This is a genomic window from Nostoc sp., from assembly GCF_036917195.1.
GTDB lineage: Bacteria > Cyanobacteriota > Cyanobacteriia > Cyanobacteriales > Nostocaceae > Nostoc.
In genome coordinates this window covers 103,232-123,201 of record NZ_JBALDG010000054.1, presented here as the reverse complement: position 1 = coordinate 123,201, position 19,970 = coordinate 103,232, and the positions used below count along the sequence as shown (strand labels likewise).

The following is a 19,970-nucleotide window of genomic DNA, read 5'->3' as shown; positions in this document are numbered from 1 at the left end:
TGTTCACTGTTATGTCATCTCTAAACAGGTCGGAAGCGATCAATGTTGCCGTTGGCGATGTCTGCGTAATACAGATTGCCATCCTGTCCAGTAGTGATTTGTACAGCTACTCCTTGTTTTTCTGTCAGGGTAGCAAACCGCTTAACTGAGACAAATTTGCCCTGACTATCGAATGTCAAAGCATCGATAGTTCCTTGACTGAAATCACCAACGAATAAGGCACCTTGGTAGATTGAGGGGAAAGTATTGCCTGTGTAAAAGTCACCCAAAACAATCGAATTGGAACTAAAATGCTTGTAGGTGTAAACTGGTGCTGTAACAGTTTTGCCACTACTATAGAAGGCTTTCGCTGCATCTAGGTCATCATAGTTTGGTTGTTTCAGGCTAACGATATTGTTATTCGCATCAAGGCCACCTTCATAGAACGGCCAGCCAAAGTTAGCTCCTGGTTTTCCGACATTGACCTCTTCGTAAAGATAGTAGCCAACATCACCGATAACAGGGGTATTAGTCTTCTTATCAATTGTGAAACGGAAGGGGTTACGCAAACCTAAGTCATAAACTTTGGAACGATTGCTATTCGGGTCACCGTTGTAGAAAGGATTACTTGATAAGCCTTTACCAGTAATCGCATCAATCCGCAGGATCTTGCCAGACAGACTATTGACATCCTGAACGCGAATTGCTCGGGGGTCTATCCCATTGTAGGAAGTGCCATCTCCTACGCTTACAAACAGAGAACCATCAGTACCAAAGCGCACAGAACCAACAGAGTGAGATTCACTATCGTTGGCTATAAAATTCTGAACATTTTCGACTTTATCGAGATTATTCAGATAATCCTGCAAACTGGTAAACCGCTTACCAGTATCTTTGTTGATAATTCCTGATGGTGCGTAGCCAAGTGAGACATTTGTACTATTTCCATCTGGGTGGCTGATATTATCCCAAGTGGCATTAGTACCCAGCAGCACAACTTGGCTGCCAGCAATGGCAGTAGTGTAATTAGTCTTGGGGTCAGCTGTCACCCGAATTAGCTGTGCAGTCCGATTCCCATTCTGATCGGGATCGTCCAATGTGCTATTGGGATTGTTCTTAGAATTGTTTGGATTGGTTTCTGGTGGATCGTAGGTATACAAGAGGTAAACAAAGTTGTTACCGTTTGGATTTTTGCCAAAATCTGGATGTACGGCAATGCCTAACAAACCGCGATCGCGCGTATCATTAACTTGTCCAGAAATATCAATAAATGGTGTTGATAATAAGGTGCCGTTGTTCAAAACTCGCACTACCCCATCTTTCTGGGCAATGAACATGCGCTTACCGTCAGATGTCCAGTCAAAAGCTGTGGGTTGAGTCAAACCAGAAGCTACCGTATCTGTTGCAAAGTTACCAGAGTCATTATCGATAATAGTGACAGTTGTCTGTTGAGTATTTAGTTGCACTCCAACTGCCTTACTGAACTTCAAAGTAAACGCTTCATTTTGCTCCCCAACGGTGTCATTAATAATGGGGATAACAATATTTTTACTGGCTTGTCCTGCTGCAAAGGCTAAGGTTCCAGATACAGCCTTGTAGTCAGATCCAGCTTTAGCAGTCCCATCCACGGTTATGTAATCCAGACTAGCAGTCCCCAAGGCGTTACCCCGTGTAACTGTGACTGTAGCAGTACCCGCACCCTCATTAACTACTGGCTGAGTGAAATCGAGGCTAGAGCGATCATTATCTTGAATCGTAATTCCGATAGTTCTTTGGAGTCCTAGTGTTGCCCCCCCTGGCTGATCAATCACAAAATTAAAAGTTTCATCTGGTTCTGCTGATGAATCGTCATTGATCGGAATGGATATCTGTCTGCTGCTTTGTCCCGCCGCAAAAATAAGTGTTCCAGCGCTTTCAGTGCCTTCACTTCCGTAGTCAATTCCTGCTTTGGCAGTACCAGCTATGGTTGCATACTTGATTGAAGAAGTGCTGCTTAAATCACCAGTTCTCAGCAAATTTATCGTAACACTACCACTGCCTTCGTTCACAGTCGTAGAAGATGATCCTAAGGTGATACTGGGCTGAAGGTCTGGTGAATACAGTTGGGACTGAGGAATGATTTCCTTTGCCTGAGAGGAACTTGACCAAGCCAGTTTGGAAGTGGCAAAGCTGGTATTTTCGTAGTACTCAAGTTTAATATCGTACTTCTGACCTGCAACCAGTGCGATCGAGCCACTGGATTCTGTGGCAGATTGATTGACAAACTGATTGATGATTTGCTGACCATTGACCCACAGTCGCACACCATCATCAGCAGTGGTGTAGAACTTGTAAGTCTCGCTGTACTTGGCTTGCACCTGACCTGTCCAACGCGCTGAGAAGGTATCAGCACCTATGGATGGATCTGGAGAACCTTGGCCCCAATTAAAGTTCACCGTCGGATCTGTGCGAGTTACCTTCAGGTTGGTGAAGTCTTTGTTGTCGTAGTACTCGGCTTGGAGTCCGTTGCCATTAGCAGGTGTGTTGACATTACTATACAGTTGGGACTGGGGAATGATTTCCTTGGTCTGAGAGGAACTTGACCAAGCCAGTTTGGAAACGGCAAAGTTGGTATTTTCGTAGTACTCAAGTTTAATATCGTACTTCTGACCTGCAACCAGTGCGATCGAGCCACTAGATTCTGTGGCAGATTGATTGACAAACTGATTGATGATTTGCTGACCATTGACCCACAGTCGTACACCATCATCAGCAGTGGTGTAGAACTTGTAAGTCTCGCTGTACTTGGCTTCCACCTGACCTGTCCAACGCGCTGAGAAGGTATCAGCACCTATCGATGGATTTGGAGAACCTTGGCCCCAGTTAAAGTTCACCGTCGGATCTGTGCGAGTTACCTTCAGGTTGGTGAAGTCTTTGTTGTCGTAGTACTCGGCTCGGAGTCCATTTCCTTGAGAGAGCACGCTGCTGCTAGACTTAGCGGAAATACTGCTGAGTTGTGCCTGATCTAGACCAGATGATGGAGCAGCAATTGTTGGACTTACAGATGTTGACAACTGTTTATTCTGTGAATTCATCGAGATATATGCCTCACAATAGAGCTAAAACTAACGCCATAATCAATGCTTTAGGATTAGTTTTATATTTAATATTTTCAAGATTTAAATGCGTAACAATGCTAGGTTTAAGCATATTAATAAGCTAATAAATATTAGCTTATTAATGAATGCTTATCCGATTTCACTTAATTACTGATACAAATTCTTCCTTTGATGTATTCTCCTTCCCTCATCTGCTTTACTAGTGTGCTGCCTATTTGGATCAACATAAAAATAAGAGAGCATGACATGACATATTTTCCTATATCTTTTCGGAAAGCAGATATATAGAAAAATGTGTATTACAAGAAATACTAAAGATTACTTGAAGGGTATATTAGTCCTTGTGAATCTTTGTTTTCTTTCGACAAATTTCTGAGTTTTCGATATATATAAATTCAATTTGGTGAATTTAATCAAACAAAAATTATAAATCACCATTATTGAAAGCTTCTAATCTTACTGATATGCAGGTGCATTAAGTTTGAGTGAAGCAACACCCAATCAGGGCGGGTACATACTTAAGTAGTTAAAAATGATAAATTTACATATTTTTATTTAAGTATTGTTCTTAGATTAATCAACTACACATTTGACACTAAATCACAGTGTTATGTCTATCTTTTGTGTGAAACTTTATTTAAAAATTCACATTGATATATACCTTTTTAAAGGAATATCAAATTTTTGATGATCTTTAAATAAACTTGTCAACCTACCGAATAATCCCATGTTTTTTATGCAGATAAATAAAAATTATATAAAAATTCTATAAAGAAAACTTTTTTATATTTAAAGATTTGAAAAAGTATTTATCTTTACTTGATATTAACTGTAAATTCATATCTTTGTTACAAGAACCATATAGTACTAACGTAAAGTCACTGGAGCGAAAAGTTTTGCAAAAGCTTCACCAATCATGCATTTAAGCTAGGGAACACAATCTGCTGGAATTACCCGATGATTGTACTTTTCTACTCACCTGTTGTAGGTAAACTACACCAGCGTCCGAAACCCTGATTATTTCATTAAGTTATAAAAGGTTTCAATTTACTCAAAGTCGGAAAAATTACAAGTTTGACGTTGTACATTCCCACTTTCCCCTAGACTAGGGGCAGCAACCTTGTTCAAACTGGCTGAGGAAAGTGGACTTTGACTGAGACAAACAATTTAAGCTCTACCATCCAGAATCTTTCACGCAGGGAATTGCGAGATTTAGTGCGGACTCAGCTGCAAATGCTCCTAGAAGCGGGAGACTTGCAGGGAGCAAAAGCTATTCTCGTACCTATGCAGCCTGCGGATATTTCCGAAGCGATTGAGGGTTTACCAAAAGCAATGCACGCTTTGGCTTTTCGCTTGCTTTTTAAGGATGAGGCGATCAAAGTTTATGAATATCTCGACTACAGTGTTCAAGAACGGTTAATCGAGGAACTTAAAAGCCAGGAAGTCCGCGATATTGTCGATCAAATGTCGCCAGATGACCAAGCTAGTAACGCAAGGCGGAAGTCAAAAATCAAAAGTCAAAAGTCAAAATTATTATGGAATGGGCTTTTTAGGGATTTTAAATGGTTGCTCTATTTATGCCGTAGGGTACTAGGTTATTTGATGAATTACCAGCAAAAGTCGTCAATCGCCTGCTAGAACAACTCAGTCCAGCAGAACGTCAAGCTACAGCCCAACTATTGGGTTATGAAGCTGATACTGCTGGGCGAATCATGACGCTAGAGTTAATCTCGCTGAAAGAAAACTTTACAGTATCTCAAGCCCTAGAGCTAATTCGCAACTTTGCTAATGCCAGTGAGATGATTTATTATCTTTATGTCACTGATGCAGAAAGGCGCTTAACGGGGATTGTCTCGTTACGGGAGTTGGTCACGTCTGAGCCTGAGCAAATTATTGGCGAAATTGTGACCCGTGATGTAGTGTTTGTCCACACTGATACAGACCAGGAAGAAGTTGCAAGATTAATCCAAAGATATGACTTTCTGGCTGTGCCTGTGGTAGATCGGGAACAGCGTCTAGTAGGTATTGTTACCGTGGATGATATCATTGATATTCTGCAACAGGAAACCACTGAGGATATCTATGCCTTGGGTGGTGTGCAGTCGGGGGGCGACAATTATTTTCAGATGAATTTACTGGAAATTGCTCGGAAGCGGGTTGTGTGGTTATTGGTCTTACTTGTAACCAATACCATCACAGGAACAATTATTAAGTCGCAAGAAGATATGTTGGCAAAAGTGGTAACACTGACAGCGTTTATGCCATTGTTGACTGGTACTGGTGGTAATGTGGGTGCCCAGTCTTCCACAGTCGTGATTCGCGGGATGAATACGGATGAAATCCAATCGCTTGGCGCATTGCAGGTAATCGGCCAGGAGGCGATGGCTGGGGTATTATTGGGAGGAATGTTAGGTACGATCGCTACTGTCTGGGCTTATTTTCTCCAAGGACGATTAGAAGTAGCGATCGCTGTAGGCGCTAGTCTGATAGCGATTTCTATTTTAGCTTCTATTTCTGGTTCAGCATTGCCGTTTCTATTTCGCTACCTTCGTTTAGATCCGGCATTAATGTCAGCACCATTTATCACCACAGCAGTTGATGTTGTTGGCGTTTTGATTTACTTCAATTTGGCGCGGGTAATTTTAAAATTATGAATTATGAGTTATGAGTTAAATATTTTTTTAATTCAAAACTCCTTACTCCTAACTCCTAACTTTTACAATTCTGATTCCGTATCTGGAGCAACAATTTCGCCAGTACCTAATTGTAATATTGCGTCCTGGTCAGTAATCAATCCACTGAGTTCCTTCACTTGTAAATTCATTTCTTCACAAGCTTGTCTCAGTTCTCGTGCAAATTTGTTGAGGTCTTGACCATAGCCACATTGATAAGCAGCAGTTTCAATTCCTTCCTTGGCATTTGCTCTAGCACAATCTACTAGTTCCGTGCCTTGCAGGGGTGTAGGAGATGCCATAGACGTAGTTATTATTTCTTAAATGTTTACTGCTAGACAGATTATCAATATTTCCACATTGACTCATCCCTCCAATGGAAGACAATTAGGGTCAATCAATTTTGGATTTTGAACTTCGTCTTATCTCGACTGACTTCGACTTACTTCGACTTACTTCGACTTCGCTCAGTACAAGTCGCTCAGTACAAGTCGCTCGGTACAAGTCGCTTAGTCGAAGAATTTTAGATTTTGGATTGACCCCAGCAATGAAGTCAGAGGCAAGTCAATTAATGCAAGGATTTTAGATAATAGAATTATATTTGCGTTTCTATTCGGGGGCAACTCTAGCAGACGCGCAAGGGAGAAACATGCATTAAATAATGAAGCTCAAGAATCTCCTCTACGAGAGGCTCCGCCAACAATTTCATTATCCAAAATTTAAACATTATAAATTTGGTAGAGTTAGGACTTAAAAGTTGAAAATTTATAATTCCAAACTTCAAATGCCAACTTGGTTTTTTGAATTTGGGATTGAAGGAAAAACCTAAAATCCCAAATTGAATGACTCCTAACTATTTTACTTAGCCATTGACAACTTCTCCACCATTGACATGTAGCACTTGTCCAGACATATAAGAAGCATCATCAGAGGCTAAAAATACGTAGCTAGGAGCAACTTCTTCTGGTTGTCCGGCTCGTTCCATTGGTACTTGTTTACCAAAAGTTTCAACTTTATCTTTGGGGAAAGTTGAGGGAATTAAAGGTGTCCAAATTGGGCCTGGTGCAACAGCATTAACGCGAATATTCTTTGATATCAAATTTTGTGATAAAGAACGAGTAAAGGCAACGATCGCACCTTTTGTGGAAGAATAATCTAGTAGTTGTGGGTTACCTTTATAAGCTGTTACCGATGTAGTATTGATGATAGAACTACCTGCTTGTAAATGCTTGAGTGCAGCTTTAGTCATGAAAAACATCGAGAATATATTAGTGCGGAAAGTACGCTCTAGTTGCTCTTTGGTGATTTCTTCAATACTTTCTTGAGGATGTTGTTCTGCGGCATTGTTGATCAGAATATCGAGTTTACCAAACTCACCAACTGTTTGTTGTATAGCTTGCTGACAAAAAGTTTCATCGCCAATATCGCCTGCGATAGTTACTGCACGACGCCCTTGTTTTTCTACCAAATATTTTGTTTCTTTGGCATCATCGTGTTCATTCAGGTAAAGGATCGCCACATCTGCACCTTCTTTAGCAAATGCGATCGCTACAGCACGACCAATACCACTATCTGCACCCGTAATTAATGCTACTTTATCTTTTAACTTGCCACTACCCTGATACTGGGCATCATCTGCTTTGGGTTTTGGTGTCATTTCTGATTCAACACCTGGTGTTTCCTGTTGCTGTGGCGGTTGTGATTTTTTCTCTTTTGATTTAGGCATAGGTTTTGTCTTGGTAATTGAATATTGAATATTGAATTGGGCATAGGGCATTGGTTATTCCCCCGTGTTCTCCTTGTTTCCCTCATTCCAAAAGTAAACCTCGGATAGAATTTTCGATCCAAGGTTTGTTTTTTGCTTTGGCTCCCACATGGCATTTGCAATTTTAGGTGTTTATACACCCCAATAGTTGCCAAACGTACTTATTGGTGACAACTAAACACGGCTTACATCATTTATCTTCACAGTTGATTCACGCTATGAAGCTGATAACGAAAAATAAGTACCCAGCTTTCATCTGATGAAGTCTGATGAATAATTTCTAGTTTTTACCTGCTTTCAAGTTAACTATTATATTGCTCTAATTTATCGCTCCTTAGAGGTAAAAAGACTGAAGTTTACTCAACCTTAAGACGGAGAATAAATTAAATAAATGAGAGTTATTTAATTAATTTATCATCATCTCTATCGGCTCAATAATCGTGCCATTTTCGATAAATGAAAAGAAAGATTTCAATGAAAATAAAATTTTATACTTTCTCACTTCCTGTTTGCAAAAATACCTACCATCATGCCATCGATTTTTCTTAATCTTAATATTTATTTTGGCTGATATCTGCATAGTTATCTTCTTGCAGACTAAACTCCTTACAAAAGTATCTGAGGACTAATCCTGAAACTAATAATCCAAAAGCCTGCATGGTGCGCTACATTGAAATCATTTGAGGGCAGGGGTTATGGCAATAGAAAATATTTCCGAGTTAGAACAAGTTGAAAAGTTTCGCAACTTACAATTAACTCTACGCGATCGCTGGAAAACCAGCGAACTATTTGATAATAGTGAAGCAGATATTTTAATTATTCCCTCTCTGAGTATCGACCAGGGGGAACTCCAAAAGATTGAAGGCTGCGAGCATTATGAAGAAAGACTACTATTTTCCTTGATCCGGTTGCAGAATCCCCGGACTCGGCTGATCTATGTGACATCAGTACCACTGCATCCTAGTATCATTGATTATTACTTGCAACTTTTGCCAGGAATTCCCTTTTCTCATGCTCGCAATCGCTTGCTGCTACTTTCTACTTACGATTCCTCCCTTAAGCCTCTGAGCCAAAAGATTTTAGAACGCCCCCGCCTGCTAGAGCGGATTCATCAAGCTTTGAGGCTAGACAAATCGTTTATGATCTGCTACAACTCTACGCAGTGGGAAGGCGAATTGTCTGTAAAATTAGGTGTACCACTGTATGCTGCTGCACCAGATTTACAGATTTGGGGGACAAAAAGTGGCAGTCGGCAAATCTTTGCCGAAAGTGGAGTACCTTATCCAGATGGCTGCGAAAAAGTTTGGAACCACACAGATTTGGCAGAAGCTACTAGTGATTTGTGGGAACGCCAACCAACATTAAAACGGGTAGTAGTGAAACTCAACGAAGGTATTTCTGGAGAAGGGAATGCGCTGCTAGACTTTAGACCAATTGAGAATGTAGCACCAGGCAAAGGGACTCGTGCCCAAAGGGTAGCAGCAATTAGCGATCGCTTCTTGACAATGCGCTTTCAAGCAAAACAAGAGACTTGGGATAGTTTTTCCGGAAAAATGCCTGAGTTGGGGGCAATTGTGGAAGCATTTGTAGAAGGGGAAATTAAGCGATCGCCCAGCGTCCAAGGAAGGATCACACCCAATGGCGAAGTAGAAATCCTTTCAACCCACGACCAAATTCTCGGAGGACCAGACGGTCAGATTTATCTTGGTTGTCGCTTCCCAGCTGATGAAAGCTATCGGTTGCAATTACAGCAATTGGGATTACAAGTTGGCAGAAAACTAGCAGAGAAAGGTACTTTAGAGCGATTTGGATTAGATTTTATCGCCGTTGACAAGGGTAACGGAGAGTGGGATATTCAGGCGATCGAAATTAACCTGCGTAAAGGCGGCACTACTCATCCATTCATGACCCTGAAATTATTAACAAACGGTCGCTATGACCTTTCCACAGGTTTATTTTATACTCAGCAAGGTCGTCCTAAATATTACATCGCCACTGATAATCTGCAAAAAGAGCGCTATCAGGGATTATTACCGAATAATTTGATGGATATCATTGCTGAACACAGATTGCACTTTGACAGCAGTAGTGAAACAGGTACAGTGTTTCATCTTATAGGTTGTCTTTCGCAGTTTGGCAAGTTGGGATTAACTAGCATCGGTGATTCCCCGCAGCAGGCACAAGACATTTATAACAAAGTTATCAAAGTTCTAGATGAAGAAACCCGCAGCAACAATCAGAATTTATCGGCGTTTTCAGATTATTCCTTTCCCGTGGCTTGGGATGAATATAGTTAGGGAATGTCATTTGCAACATTCTTTTATCCGCTTTTGTACAGTGACTTTTTATTTGTCGCTATGTCAAATTAGTGTGATCAAGGTATGAATCCTGGACTCAAAGAGCGTTCGGACTAGAATCACCATGTGAAACTTACAGGCTGTATCAACACAAATTGTTACAAGCCGAAAGTGGGTAAGGCTTAGTTTGATGACACGAATTTGTCTTAATCCCATTTAATTCGTCACTGTACACCTGTCGAGGTAAACGAATCTTCATACTTTCTGAGGGTTTATAATAATCTAATACACTTCCACTGTGAAGCGCGATAAAACAGGCTATGGCGGGCGGCGCAAAAGAGATTTCGAGCAAATCGCAAACAATCCTTGATGCGGCGGAGCGGCTGTTCACGCTGTTCGGTTACCGACGAACAGCGATGGACGACGTTGCGTGCGAGGCCGGAGTCGCCAAGGGCACGCTCTACCTCTACTTCGACAGCAAGGCGGCGCTGTTTCGCGCCATACTGACTCGCAACGTCGCGCTAGCGGAGAGATTATGCGACGCCGCCGAAGTCCGGGGTGGCAGCCTGGCCGAGCAGATATTTGGGCAGCTCGAGGCCTGGTTTGGGATGATGCTTGACCGCTACGGCGCCTCCGACCACCTGTCAGAGCTTTCGGCCACCCGAGTCTCCGTGGGCAGCGACATCGCTGAGGCAGCGGATCGGGCTTACGAAGCGCGGCTGGTGCGGATGATCGAAACTGCACAGGCGCAGGGGGAAGCGAGCCTTACGGCCGCTAATCTAGACGCGGCGCAGGCAGTCTCCACGCTCTTGGCCGCCGCACGCGGAGCAAAGTATATCGGCAAAAAGGCTGTGACGCCGGAAAACTATCGCGAGAGTCTCTGGCATATCGCGCAGCTGTTCGCCGCTGCAATCCGCAATGGATGAGGCTTGTCGAAAGCGATCACCGTGAACAGCTGCAAAGTCCTCTAGCTAGCTCAGAAGCTGATGACCAGTGCCGAACAGATAAGTGCGCTGTCAGGGTTTGGTGAGATCAGGCTCTGCCCAAAGTTGCCTCCACCCGTCTGCAACATTCACCTGTGGCGATAGATAAAATCGTTGGCGCACTCGCCGATATGTGTGAGAGCCTGGTTTTGATTTTTCTGTTTTAAGCGAATTCCGTTCTCGATTAATTGATGGCTCACACGAGAGGCAATTGCTTGATTTAATGCTTTCTTGTTTTCTTGAAAAAGGCTTGCTCAAATCTCCTAAGCAACAACGTACAGACTCATCTCATGTTCTGGCAGCCATTCGTGTATTGAGCCGATTAGAAAATATAGGTGAGACTCTACACCATCCCTTGAATACATTAGCTGTTGCTGTACCAAATTGGCTACGAACAATAGTTCCTAATCCAGACAAAAAATAAAACCGGAGTCATAATTTTAACTTTACGTCCCAAAGAATTAACTAAACAATTCGTAATTCGTAATACTCGCGCCAAGGCACGAGTATTACGAATTACGAATTATGATGAAGCTCTTTTTAATACTAGAGTGCGGCAACAAACTCCTGAATTTAAGGAGCATTATGCTCAACGATCTGGTGTTGAGGGTACTATATCTCAAGCAACCAGAGCTTTCGGTTTACGTCGATGTCGAAACCCGTGGGTTTGCCAAAACCAAGTTACAGCACATTATCACGGCAGCAACGATGAACTTGGTTCGAATTTGGCAATGGTGGACAGAAGCTAATAATTTTGGAAAGAGTCTTTCTCGATTTGCAGCTAATCGTCTATAAAATTCGACCTGAAAGAATTCGCCAACAAAGTCATATCACTTGCGAATCAGCTTCTTTTTGTCCAAAGTCCAATCCTAGAGAACCAGCTTTTTAATAAATATATAAAGGCTTTATATTTATCATGTTCAATTTATTTTTTTGAAGGTTACACAAGTGTCAAAGTTAAAATTTTTAGTTTCCCCTAAATGTAGTTGATTTATACTACTTTTTGAAGTGCGGAATATAGGATCTATTACGCTTTCCTCCACAGTTGACACAAAGGCATAGTTCACGTGATTATGACTATGTGGTTTATTTTGGTCATTTAGTCATTAAGGTGCCAGACATGAAGATACGTACTCTGGGCGCTCAAGGTCCCTCGGTCTCAACTATCGGGCTTGGCTGCATGAGCATGAGCGCCGTCTACAGTCAGGCGGAGAACCGGACAGAGTCGCTCGCTACCCTTGATCGCGCTCTTGATCTGGGGATCACTATGCTCGACACGGCCGACGCCTACGGCCCCCACGACAACGAGGAACTGATCGGCACGGCTCTGGAAGGTCGTCGCAAGAAGGTGTTTCTCGCCACCAAATTCGGTCTGGTTCAGCGCGATGGGGGCTTTGGCGTGGACGGCAGCCGTGCTCACGTTCGCACGTCCATCGAGGGCAGCCTCCGGCGTCTGAAGACCGACCACATAGACCTCTATTATCTGCACCGCGTCGACTCCTACACGCCGATCGAAGACACCGTTGGCGCCATGGCCGAGCTGGTCGAGGAGGGGAAAGTGCGCCATCTTGGCCTCTCGGAAGTCTCTCCACAGACCTTGGAGCGCGCCTGCGCCGTCCATCCGATCACTGCCGTCCAGAGCGAATACTCGCTCTGGACCCGCGATCCGGAGAACGGCTTGTTGACGGCGTGCGAACGGCTGGGCGTGGGGTTCGTGGCTTACAGTCCGCTGGGTCGTGGGTTCCTCACGGGCAAGATCCGCAGCCCGGAGGATTTTGAGCCGGGCGACAGGCGCCGCAGCTTCCCGCGCTTCCAGGGCGAGAACTTCAACGCCAACCTGGCGCTTGTCGACAAGGTCAAGGCCCTTGCCGACGGCAAGGGCGTCACCGCCTCTCAATTCGCCCTGGCTTGGGTGTTGGCCAGGGGACCGCATATCGTGCCGATCCCAGGCACGCGGCGGCGCAAGAATCTCGAAGACAATGTGGGAGCCATGGACGTCATCTTGACCTCGGCCGAACTGGCTGAGATCGACGCCACCTTTCCACCGGACGTTTCCGCCGGCGACCGATACCCCGCGTCGATGATGGGGTCGGTGAACGGTTGACGGCGGCTGAGATCGAGGACAACTCAAAGACCGCTGGCGTCGCGCTGACGGCGGCCGAGATCGAGGACATCGATGCAGCCATGCGTCCGGACGTCTTGTTCGGCGATCGTTACCCAGCCTCAATAATGAGGTGATGAGCCTTGGGCGGTCGATCGCATTACCGACCTCTCCTGTGGGAATCGTGAGCAGCGCAAGAATTCGTTGTGCCTTCGCTGCCAAATGACCAAGATTGCGGTTTGACCTACCAATTCAGCAACAGGAAGATTAAGAAAATGATCGGCTTTGACAAACTTGGATCTGGTGGCCACGGCGTCATCATCCTGAATGACTGGCTTAGTGACACATCCACTTGGGACGGGGTGCGGCAATATCTCGGCCTAGAGCAGTTTACATGGGTGTTTGCGGACCTGCGTGGTTACGGACGGTCTCGTGGGCAGAGCGGAAACTTTACGGTGACTGAAGCCGCAACCGATGTGATCGCACTAGCAGCTACGCTTGGCTGGCACCGATTCTCAATAGTAGGGCACTCGATGTCTGCCCTTGTCGCCTTGCATCTGGCCCAGCACCACTCAGATTTGATCGAGCGCGTCGTCTTGGTGACACCATCACCACCGCGCGGTTTCGGATTCGACGAAGCCACGGTGGATGCGTTTCGCGATGGTGCGTATGGGGATGACACGAAGCGCCTGCGCCTGTTGCAGCAGATGCAAGGCAGCCGTCTTTCGGAGCACTGGATACGCTTCAAGCTGGAGCGCTGGCGTACGTGCGCGGACCCGGAAGCCGTAGCCGGTTACACGTCGATGTGGGCTCGGGATGGACTACCTGATCCGGCAACCACAATCGCTTCGCCGTTACTTGCAATCACCGGAGAGCAGGATCGGGAAGATTTGCGCAGCGATGCTCAGACTGTGGCGCTACGACCGCTAGCAGAGGAAGTTTTCGTGGTGCCGCTCGCGAGCTCTGGGCACTGTCCGATGCAAGAAGTACCGCCGCTACTGGCCACTGTGGTCGAACGCTTCCTTTCGGGAACACAGGTATCGCCAGAGTGACTTACCTGCTAGGCGCATCAGCGACAAACGGCCTGCGCCTCTGAGTGGCGTGCTTTCACGGTAGCAAAGGCAGCAGGAGCGCCGAGACACTCATGGAGCGTACTTAGATTTGACTTTTCCCTTTAAGTCTCAAAAAGCTTGCTCATAAAGGATTTTGCATAAAGTAGCACATATACGGTACAGTAATTAAAATTAGGTGTTAAAAAAGACAAATAATCCTAATTAGCTAATTAGTTCTGAATCCGCTCGCTATTAGGTAAACTTTGCTGGTTGTTTGGCTGTTTACGAGATTGCGATTGACTATATATATAGGTTACTAATCCTAAAGTCAGCCCAATGGCTAAGACCACTCCCAGGATTCGCAAGAAATTGGGAGTAATTCTCCTAGCTAGCTGCTCATTTAGCTTTGGTTGGTAAATAGTGTCATCCATTGGCACTTGTGGTCTGCCTTGATTAGATGCAGGTCGCGGTTGATACAACGTCACATCTGGGGGCACTTGTGGTCTGCCTTGATTAGATGCAGGTCGCGGTTGATACAACGTCTTATCTGGCGGCACTTGTTGCCCGCCTTGATTAGATGCAGGTCGCGGTTGATACAACGTCTTATCTGGTGGCACTTGTGGTCTGCCTTGATTAGATGCAGGTCGCGGTTGATACAACGTCTTATCTGGTGGCACTTGTTGCCCACCTTGATTAGACGCAGGTCGCGGTTGATACAACGTTACATCGGGTTTGCTAGCGTTGGGATTATTCACAGGACTCTGTTGATTTTGCTCAACTGGGTTAAACTGTCTTGGAATGGTTTCGTTATTTGAACCTTGATTGTACCCAGCCTGAAGGGGAGGAACGCTTGACTCAGGTTGGTTTTGCTCAATCGGGTTAAACTGTCTCGGAACGGTTTCGTTATTTGAATCTTGATTGTGTGCAGATGGAGGGCGAATAATGGTGTCGTCGTTCGATTGTCTCGGAACAGTTTCGTGATTTGAACCTTGATTTTGTGCAGATGGAGGACGCACAATGGTGTCGTCGTTCGATTGTCTCGAAACAGTTTCGTGATTTGAACCTTGATTGTGTGCAGATGGAGGACGCACAATGGTGTCGTCGTTCGATTGTCTCGGAACAGTTTCGTGATTTGAACCTTGATTGTAAGGAGGTTGCGATTGCCCAGTAATCTGTTCCGCTACAGTAGTCCCTATGACAAATTTGGCAGCAGCTTGCAAAGCCTGATTCAGTTCTTCTACTGTTGCAAATCGGTTAACTGGGTTCTTCTGGAGGCATTTCATCACCACTGCTTCTATTTGTACGGGTAAATTCTCACACCCTGGTTGCGATCGCAGTGGTTTCGGTGGCTCATAAGCATGAGCTAATACCCAAGAAGCTTCACTGATATGACTACCCTTAATGCTGATTCCAAATGGGTCGGCTGCACTCAGCATTTCATAAAGGATAATCCCTAAACTATAAATATCACCTCTAGCGTCCAGGTTTTTATCACTTTGGATTTGTTCAGGAGGTGCGTAACGAAATGTCCCGATAAATGTACTAGTTATATTTGTAATGTTGGAATTTTCTAAAGATTCACTCCGAATTTTGGCAACACCAAAATCCAAAACCTTTACCCACTCTCCCAAATCTGTAGGCACTAAAAATATATTATCTGGTTTCAGGTCACGATGAACTACCTGAATATGTTCAGTGGTTTTTCCGCCATCCCGTCGGAGAGTAACTCCTTGATGGGCAAGCTGTAGACCCTTGCAAACTTGCGCCATAATCTTCACCGTCCGCTCAACAGATAGCCGCTTTTCGCGCAGCAGTAGTTGTCCAAGCGTTTGCCCCCGCAAATATTCCATTACGTAAAATGGAAAACCTTCTGGGGTGACTCCACAGTCACTAATCTTAACAATGTGGTCACTTTGCAAAGCAGCACAAACTGCCACCTCACGCTCAAAACGCTTTCTCATTTCTTGCGATGCCACCAGCGTATCTTTGAGCAACTTCAACGCTACCTGCTGACCTACACGGGTGTCTGTTGCCAGGAAGACTTCTCCCATGCCACCCCCGCCTAACCGTCTGTCTAAACGATATCGCTGATTATCACCTACGAAACGACCAATCCAAGAATTTGAAGAAGGTGGGGATTTCATCTGGGCAACCCATCCTAGTTACTTTAAAGTGTTAGCTTTAGTCAGAGATAGTACTAGTATTACAAATATGAGTGCTTGCTTCGTAAACTAAATAAATACTCGTAATTTATACTACTAATATTTTTACTTATACTTAGATTAACATAAAAGTAATCCTAGCAATTTGATAAAATGTTTAAAATTAAGACCGATGACAGTTGAACTTTGTTCCTGATGTTAACTTAACGCAAATTCGACGAGGGTCGTCAGCGTGACTATTTTTTACTCATTTTGAGCTATAGCAGACTCTACTCATCGAATTAAGGTTACTTTTATTTGCTTATCTGCTAATAAGTAGTAGTGGATCAAGAAGTAATTGAGAGGTGGGATTGTTCGTAGTTTGCAGTTTATCACTAAAACGCAAATTACGAACCTAGCAAGTCAAGCTTGACAGACTAGTAGTTATTAATGTGCTTTTGTATGCCGTGCAGATAGTCTCCGTTACAGAATATTTCAAGTTTTGCAAAATATATTTTGTCAATTTGCTCTGACATACATGATTGATACGTGCTATTGCCATGAGGAATGAGAATGAGTAATGTGCTCTCTATAGCCGCCGTGACAGCAGTACTAAAAGTCTTGCTGGAAAATGGTTTAGTCAGTGATCCGATCACTGCTAGTGTTGGTGATGTAATTGTAACTGCTCTACCGCCTGATCGAATTTCAGTTGAAGCTGACGCACGTGCTCAACTGAACCTCTTTCTCTATCAAGTGACGCAGAATCGCAATGTCGATTGGGTATCTCAGGAATTTCGGAGCAGGCACTCACAGATTAATGGAAAACCGCGCTCTTTGACTCCACCACTAGCTCTTGACCTCCATTACTTAATAACAGCTTACGGAGCCAAGGATTTTCAGATGGAGCTTTTACTTGGCTATGCAATGCATTTATTACACAAAACATCAGTTATTACATCTGATATTATTAAGAATAGTCTGATAAATGCATCTACAACCAATACCTCAAGTGCTTTTTCACAAGCTGTGGCAGGTGTATCTGTATCTGATTTAGCTGAAGAAATTGGGCAGATCAAACTGACTCCAGAGTTTTTTAACATGGAAGAAACTTCTAAGTTATGGTCTGCTTTCCAAACGCACTATCGACCTTCAGCTACCTATCTGGCGTCAATGGTATTGATTGAGAGTAGCAATGACAACAAATCTGAAAGTTTTTACATGATGCCCTTGTCTCAACCGAATATAGAGCAAGTTATGGCTCCGGCAAAGACTGATAAAATAATTGTTGCAGGCACAACATTAGTAATTCGTGGTAAGCAGTTACGCGGTAAGATCACACAAGTTCGTTTGGGTAATAGGGAGACATTAATAGTACCTCAGGAAGTAAAAGAAACACAGATTAGCCTATTAGTCCCGCCAGATTTATACGCAAGTGTGCAGAGTGTCCAAGTTGTACATTTAACAATGGGTAATGCAGGGCAAACGGATCATCTAATTGAATCAAACGTTGCGGCTTTTGTCCTCCATCCAACAATTACAGCATTCATCACTCAAGTGGAAAATAGCGGCGACAATTTACGCGCAGCAGAAATTACCGTTAAATTCCAGCCCAAAGTAGGTAAGGTACAGCGGGTAGTTTTGTTACTCAATGAAGTGTCAAATGATAATCCGGTAGCTTACTCTTTCTTGGTTGCATCACGCACCGAAGATACTGATGCAATCACTATTCCTGTCAAAAATGTCAAGCCAGGAACTTATATTGTCCGGGCGCAGGTAGACGGAGCCCAAAGTCCACTGCACAAGAATCAGTCTGGAGAATATGATTCGCCACAGGTAACAATTCTATGAATGCTACAACAATTAATCATAATTGGAATGAGGCAAACTACCGCTATCTATCAGCAGCCCTAGCGGTGGTGTGTGGTATTTTGGAAAATCACACGGCAAGGGAGCAGAATCAACTAGAGGAGAAAAACCAAGAGTATTTGGAGAAAAACCAAGAGTATTTACAGCAAGCGCTACAGGAAGCAGCTGCTGCAATGCCTGCACCATCCGCATTGGAGAGAGTATGCAAAATGTTTCGCCTCTCATCCTTTGAACGTCATTTGTTGCTGTTGTGTGCAGGGATGGAATTGAATGGAGATTTTGTGAAATTGTGTGCTACAATAAACGGCGATTCACAACGAGCTTACCCAACCTTGAGTTTAGCTCTGGCAGCTTTACCTCACGTCCACTGGGATGCGATCGCTCCAAATGCTCCCTTACGTCATTGGCGGTTAATTCAAATTGGTGAGGGTCATTCCCTTACCCTCAGTCCCCTAAGAATTGAGGAGCGGATTTTACATTATCTCACGGGCATTCAATATCTTGACGAACGGCTAGCTGGCATCATTGAACCATTACAAGAGGTTAGTGATTTAGTCCCCTCGCACCAAGATTTAGCAGAGCGAGTAGCAGCAGTTTGGTCACAAGCTTACAAGGTTAATAGCTTGCCAATTATCCAATTATGTAGTAAAGAAACTGATAGCAAACGTGCCATTGCCGCCACAATTTGTCAACTCCAGGGCTTGAACCTGTGGGTAATGCCTGCACAAGTCATTCCATTAGCATCTAGCGAGTTGGATAATCTCATCCGCTTATGGACTCGCGAGACGATTTTAAGTAACAGTGCCTTACTTCTAGACTGCAACGAACTGGACACCAATGATCCGGCGCGGCTGAATGCGATCGCTCGTTTCATGGAATGCATAAAAGGCTTTTTAATCGTTACGAGTCGGGAACGGATAGGCTTATCACAACGCCTGGTAGTTAACTTTGACGTGCATCAACCAACTATCAAAGAACAAGGTGCAGTTTGGCAAGATGCACTAGGTGCGATCGCACCGCAAATGAACGGGCAAGTTAAAACTTTAGTAGATCAGTTTAACCTAAGTGCCGCAACTATTCGCGCTGCTTGTGTAGAAGCCGCAGGACAATTAGCACAAACACCAGAAAAAGATATCACTAGCATTTTATGGGATGCCTGCCGGGTGCAAGCACGTCCCCGCTTGGATGAACTCGCCCAGCGAATTGAGCCATCTGGTGACTGGGAGGACTTAGTATTACCAGAGGCACAGAAACAAGTTCTCCGTGACATTGCGGCTCATGTCCGTCAACGAAGTACTGTATATAACAATTGGGGCTTTGGTGGCAAGAGTGCGCGGGGATTGGGAATCAGCGCTCTATTTGCAGGTGCTAGCGGCACAGGTAAAACCTTGGGGGCAGAAGTGCTAGCCCAGAAATTGCGCCTCGACCTTTATCGCATTGACTTATCATCGGTAGTCAGCAAATATATTGGGGAGACAGAGAAGAATTTGCGCCGGGTGTTTGATGCAGCAGAACAAGGCGGCGTGATTTTGTTATTTGATGAAGCTGATGCCTTATTTGGCAAACGCAGTGAAGTCAAAGATGCCCGCGATCGCTATGCAAACATCGAAGTCAGCTATCTATTGCAACGCATGGAAAGCTACCCAGGTTTAGCAGTCCTGACTACTAACCTAAAGAGTTCAATTGATACAGCCTTTCTGCGGCGGATTCGCTTCGTAGTGCAGTTCCCCTTCCCGGATACAACGCAACGAGCAGAGATTTGGCGACGCGTCTTTCCAGCCGCTACCCCAACCGCAGACTTAGATGCTCTGCAACTGGCACGGCTAAATGTCGCTGGGGGTAATATCCGTAACATAGCCTTAAATGCAGCTTTTATAGCTGCCGATGCTGGGGAACCAGTGCAGATGAAACATGTGTTGCGGGCTGCTCAGGCAGAATATACCAAGTTAGAAAAACCTTTAACTGACGCGGAAGTTGGGGGATGGATATGATTTTAAATTAACTTAGCATTAATCA

11 protein-coding genes and 3 pseudogenes are annotated in these 19,970 nt (G+C 44.3%); 10 read left to right on the top strand and 4 right to left on the bottom strand.

The features are described 5' to 3' along the window. Positions 1–20 precede the first annotated feature (20 nt). Positions 21–3,053: a PA14 domain-containing protein gene (locus V7K40_RS17310; RefSeq protein ID WP_334961721.1), complete on the bottom strand. Its 3,033-nt coding sequence runs from the start codon at positions 3,051–3,053 to the stop codon at positions 21–23. A 1,173-nt stretch (positions 3,054–4,226) separates the two neighbouring features. Between V7K40_RS17310 and V7K40_RS17305 the strand changes: the two are divergent. Then, positions 4,227–4,559, top strand: a pseudogene (locus V7K40_RS17305) (magnesium transporter); the annotation flags it as partial. A gap of 110 nt (positions 4,560–4,669) precedes the next feature. After that, positions 4,670–5,731 (top strand): annotated as a pseudogene (mgtE, locus tag V7K40_RS17300) (magnesium transporter); the annotation flags it as partial. A 62-nt stretch (positions 5,732–5,793) separates the two neighbouring features. On the opposite strand, the gene V7K40_RS17295 reads toward mgtE, so the two are convergent. Continuing rightward, positions 5,794–6,051 carry a hypothetical protein gene (locus V7K40_RS17295; protein WP_334961719.1) on the bottom strand — a complete coding sequence of 86 codons (258 nt, stop codon included), beginning with the start codon at positions 6,049–6,051 and terminating at the stop codon, positions 5,794–5,796. A gap of 560 nt (positions 6,052–6,611) precedes the next feature. Continuing rightward, positions 6,612–7,475 carry an SDR family oxidoreductase gene (locus tag V7K40_RS17290; RefSeq protein ID WP_334961717.1) on the bottom strand — a complete coding sequence of 288 codons (864 nt, stop codon included), beginning with the start codon at positions 7,473–7,475 and terminating at the stop codon, positions 6,612–6,614. A gap of 734 nt (positions 7,476–8,209) precedes the next feature. Here V7K40_RS17290 and V7K40_RS17285 point away from each other — a divergent pair. From V7K40_RS17285 to V7K40_RS17260, 6 genes and pseudogenes are all read left to right on the top strand, one after another. After that, positions 8,210–9,811, top strand: a complete 1,602-nt coding sequence (locus V7K40_RS17285; RefSeq protein WP_334961715.1) for a peptide ligase PGM1-related protein — start codon at positions 8,210–8,212, stop codon at positions 9,809–9,811. A gap of 320 nt (positions 9,812–10,131) precedes the next feature. Beyond that, positions 10,132–10,737, top strand: a complete 606-nt coding sequence (locus V7K40_RS17280; RefSeq protein ID WP_334961713.1) for a helix-turn-helix domain-containing protein — start codon at positions 10,132–10,134, stop codon at positions 10,735–10,737. A gap of 280 nt (positions 10,738–11,017) precedes the next feature. Further along, positions 11,018–11,218 (top strand): hypothetical protein, encoded by a 201-nt coding sequence (locus tag V7K40_RS17275; protein WP_334961711.1) that lies wholly within the window; start codon positions 11,018–11,020, stop codon positions 11,216–11,218. Continuing rightward, positions 11,202–11,589, top strand: a pseudogene (locus tag V7K40_RS17270) (transposase). The gene V7K40_RS17275 and the pseudogene V7K40_RS17270 overlap by 17 nt, the downstream one beginning before the upstream one ends. A gap of 325 nt (positions 11,590–11,914) precedes the next feature. After that, positions 11,915–12,898 (top strand): aldo/keto reductase, encoded by a 984-nt coding sequence (locus V7K40_RS17265; protein ID WP_334961709.1) that lies wholly within the window; start codon positions 11,915–11,917, stop codon positions 12,896–12,898. Positions 12,899–13,101: 203 nt separating this feature from the next. Continuing rightward, positions 13,102–13,947 carry an alpha/beta hydrolase gene (locus V7K40_RS17260; protein ID WP_334961707.1) on the top strand — a complete coding sequence of 282 codons (846 nt, stop codon included), beginning with the start codon at positions 13,102–13,104 and terminating at the stop codon, positions 13,945–13,947. A 230-nt stretch (positions 13,948–14,177) separates the two neighbouring features. Here the strand turns inward: V7K40_RS17260 and V7K40_RS17255 are convergent, their stop codons facing one another. Next, positions 14,178–16,091: a protein kinase gene (locus V7K40_RS17255; RefSeq protein ID WP_334961705.1), complete on the bottom strand. Its 1,914-nt coding sequence runs from the start codon at positions 16,089–16,091 to the stop codon at positions 14,178–14,180. 570 nt (positions 16,092–16,661) lie between these two features. On the opposite strand from V7K40_RS17255, the gene V7K40_RS17250 reads away from it, so the two are divergent. Together V7K40_RS17250 and V7K40_RS17245 are read left to right on the top strand one after the other, a co-directional pair. After that, on the top strand, positions 16,662–17,936 hold the full coding sequence (locus V7K40_RS17250) for a DUF4255 domain-containing protein (RefSeq protein WP_334961703.1): 1,275 nt from the start codon (positions 16,662–16,664) through the stop codon (positions 17,934–17,936). Continuing rightward, the gene (locus V7K40_RS17245) at positions 17,933–19,945 is read left to right on the top strand and encodes an ATP-binding protein (protein ID WP_334961701.1); all 2,013 of its coding nucleotides are present in this window, start codon (positions 17,933–17,935) and stop codon (positions 19,943–19,945) included. The genes V7K40_RS17250 and V7K40_RS17245 overlap by 4 nt, the downstream gene beginning before the upstream one ends. Positions 19,946–19,970: the final 25 nt, after the last annotated feature.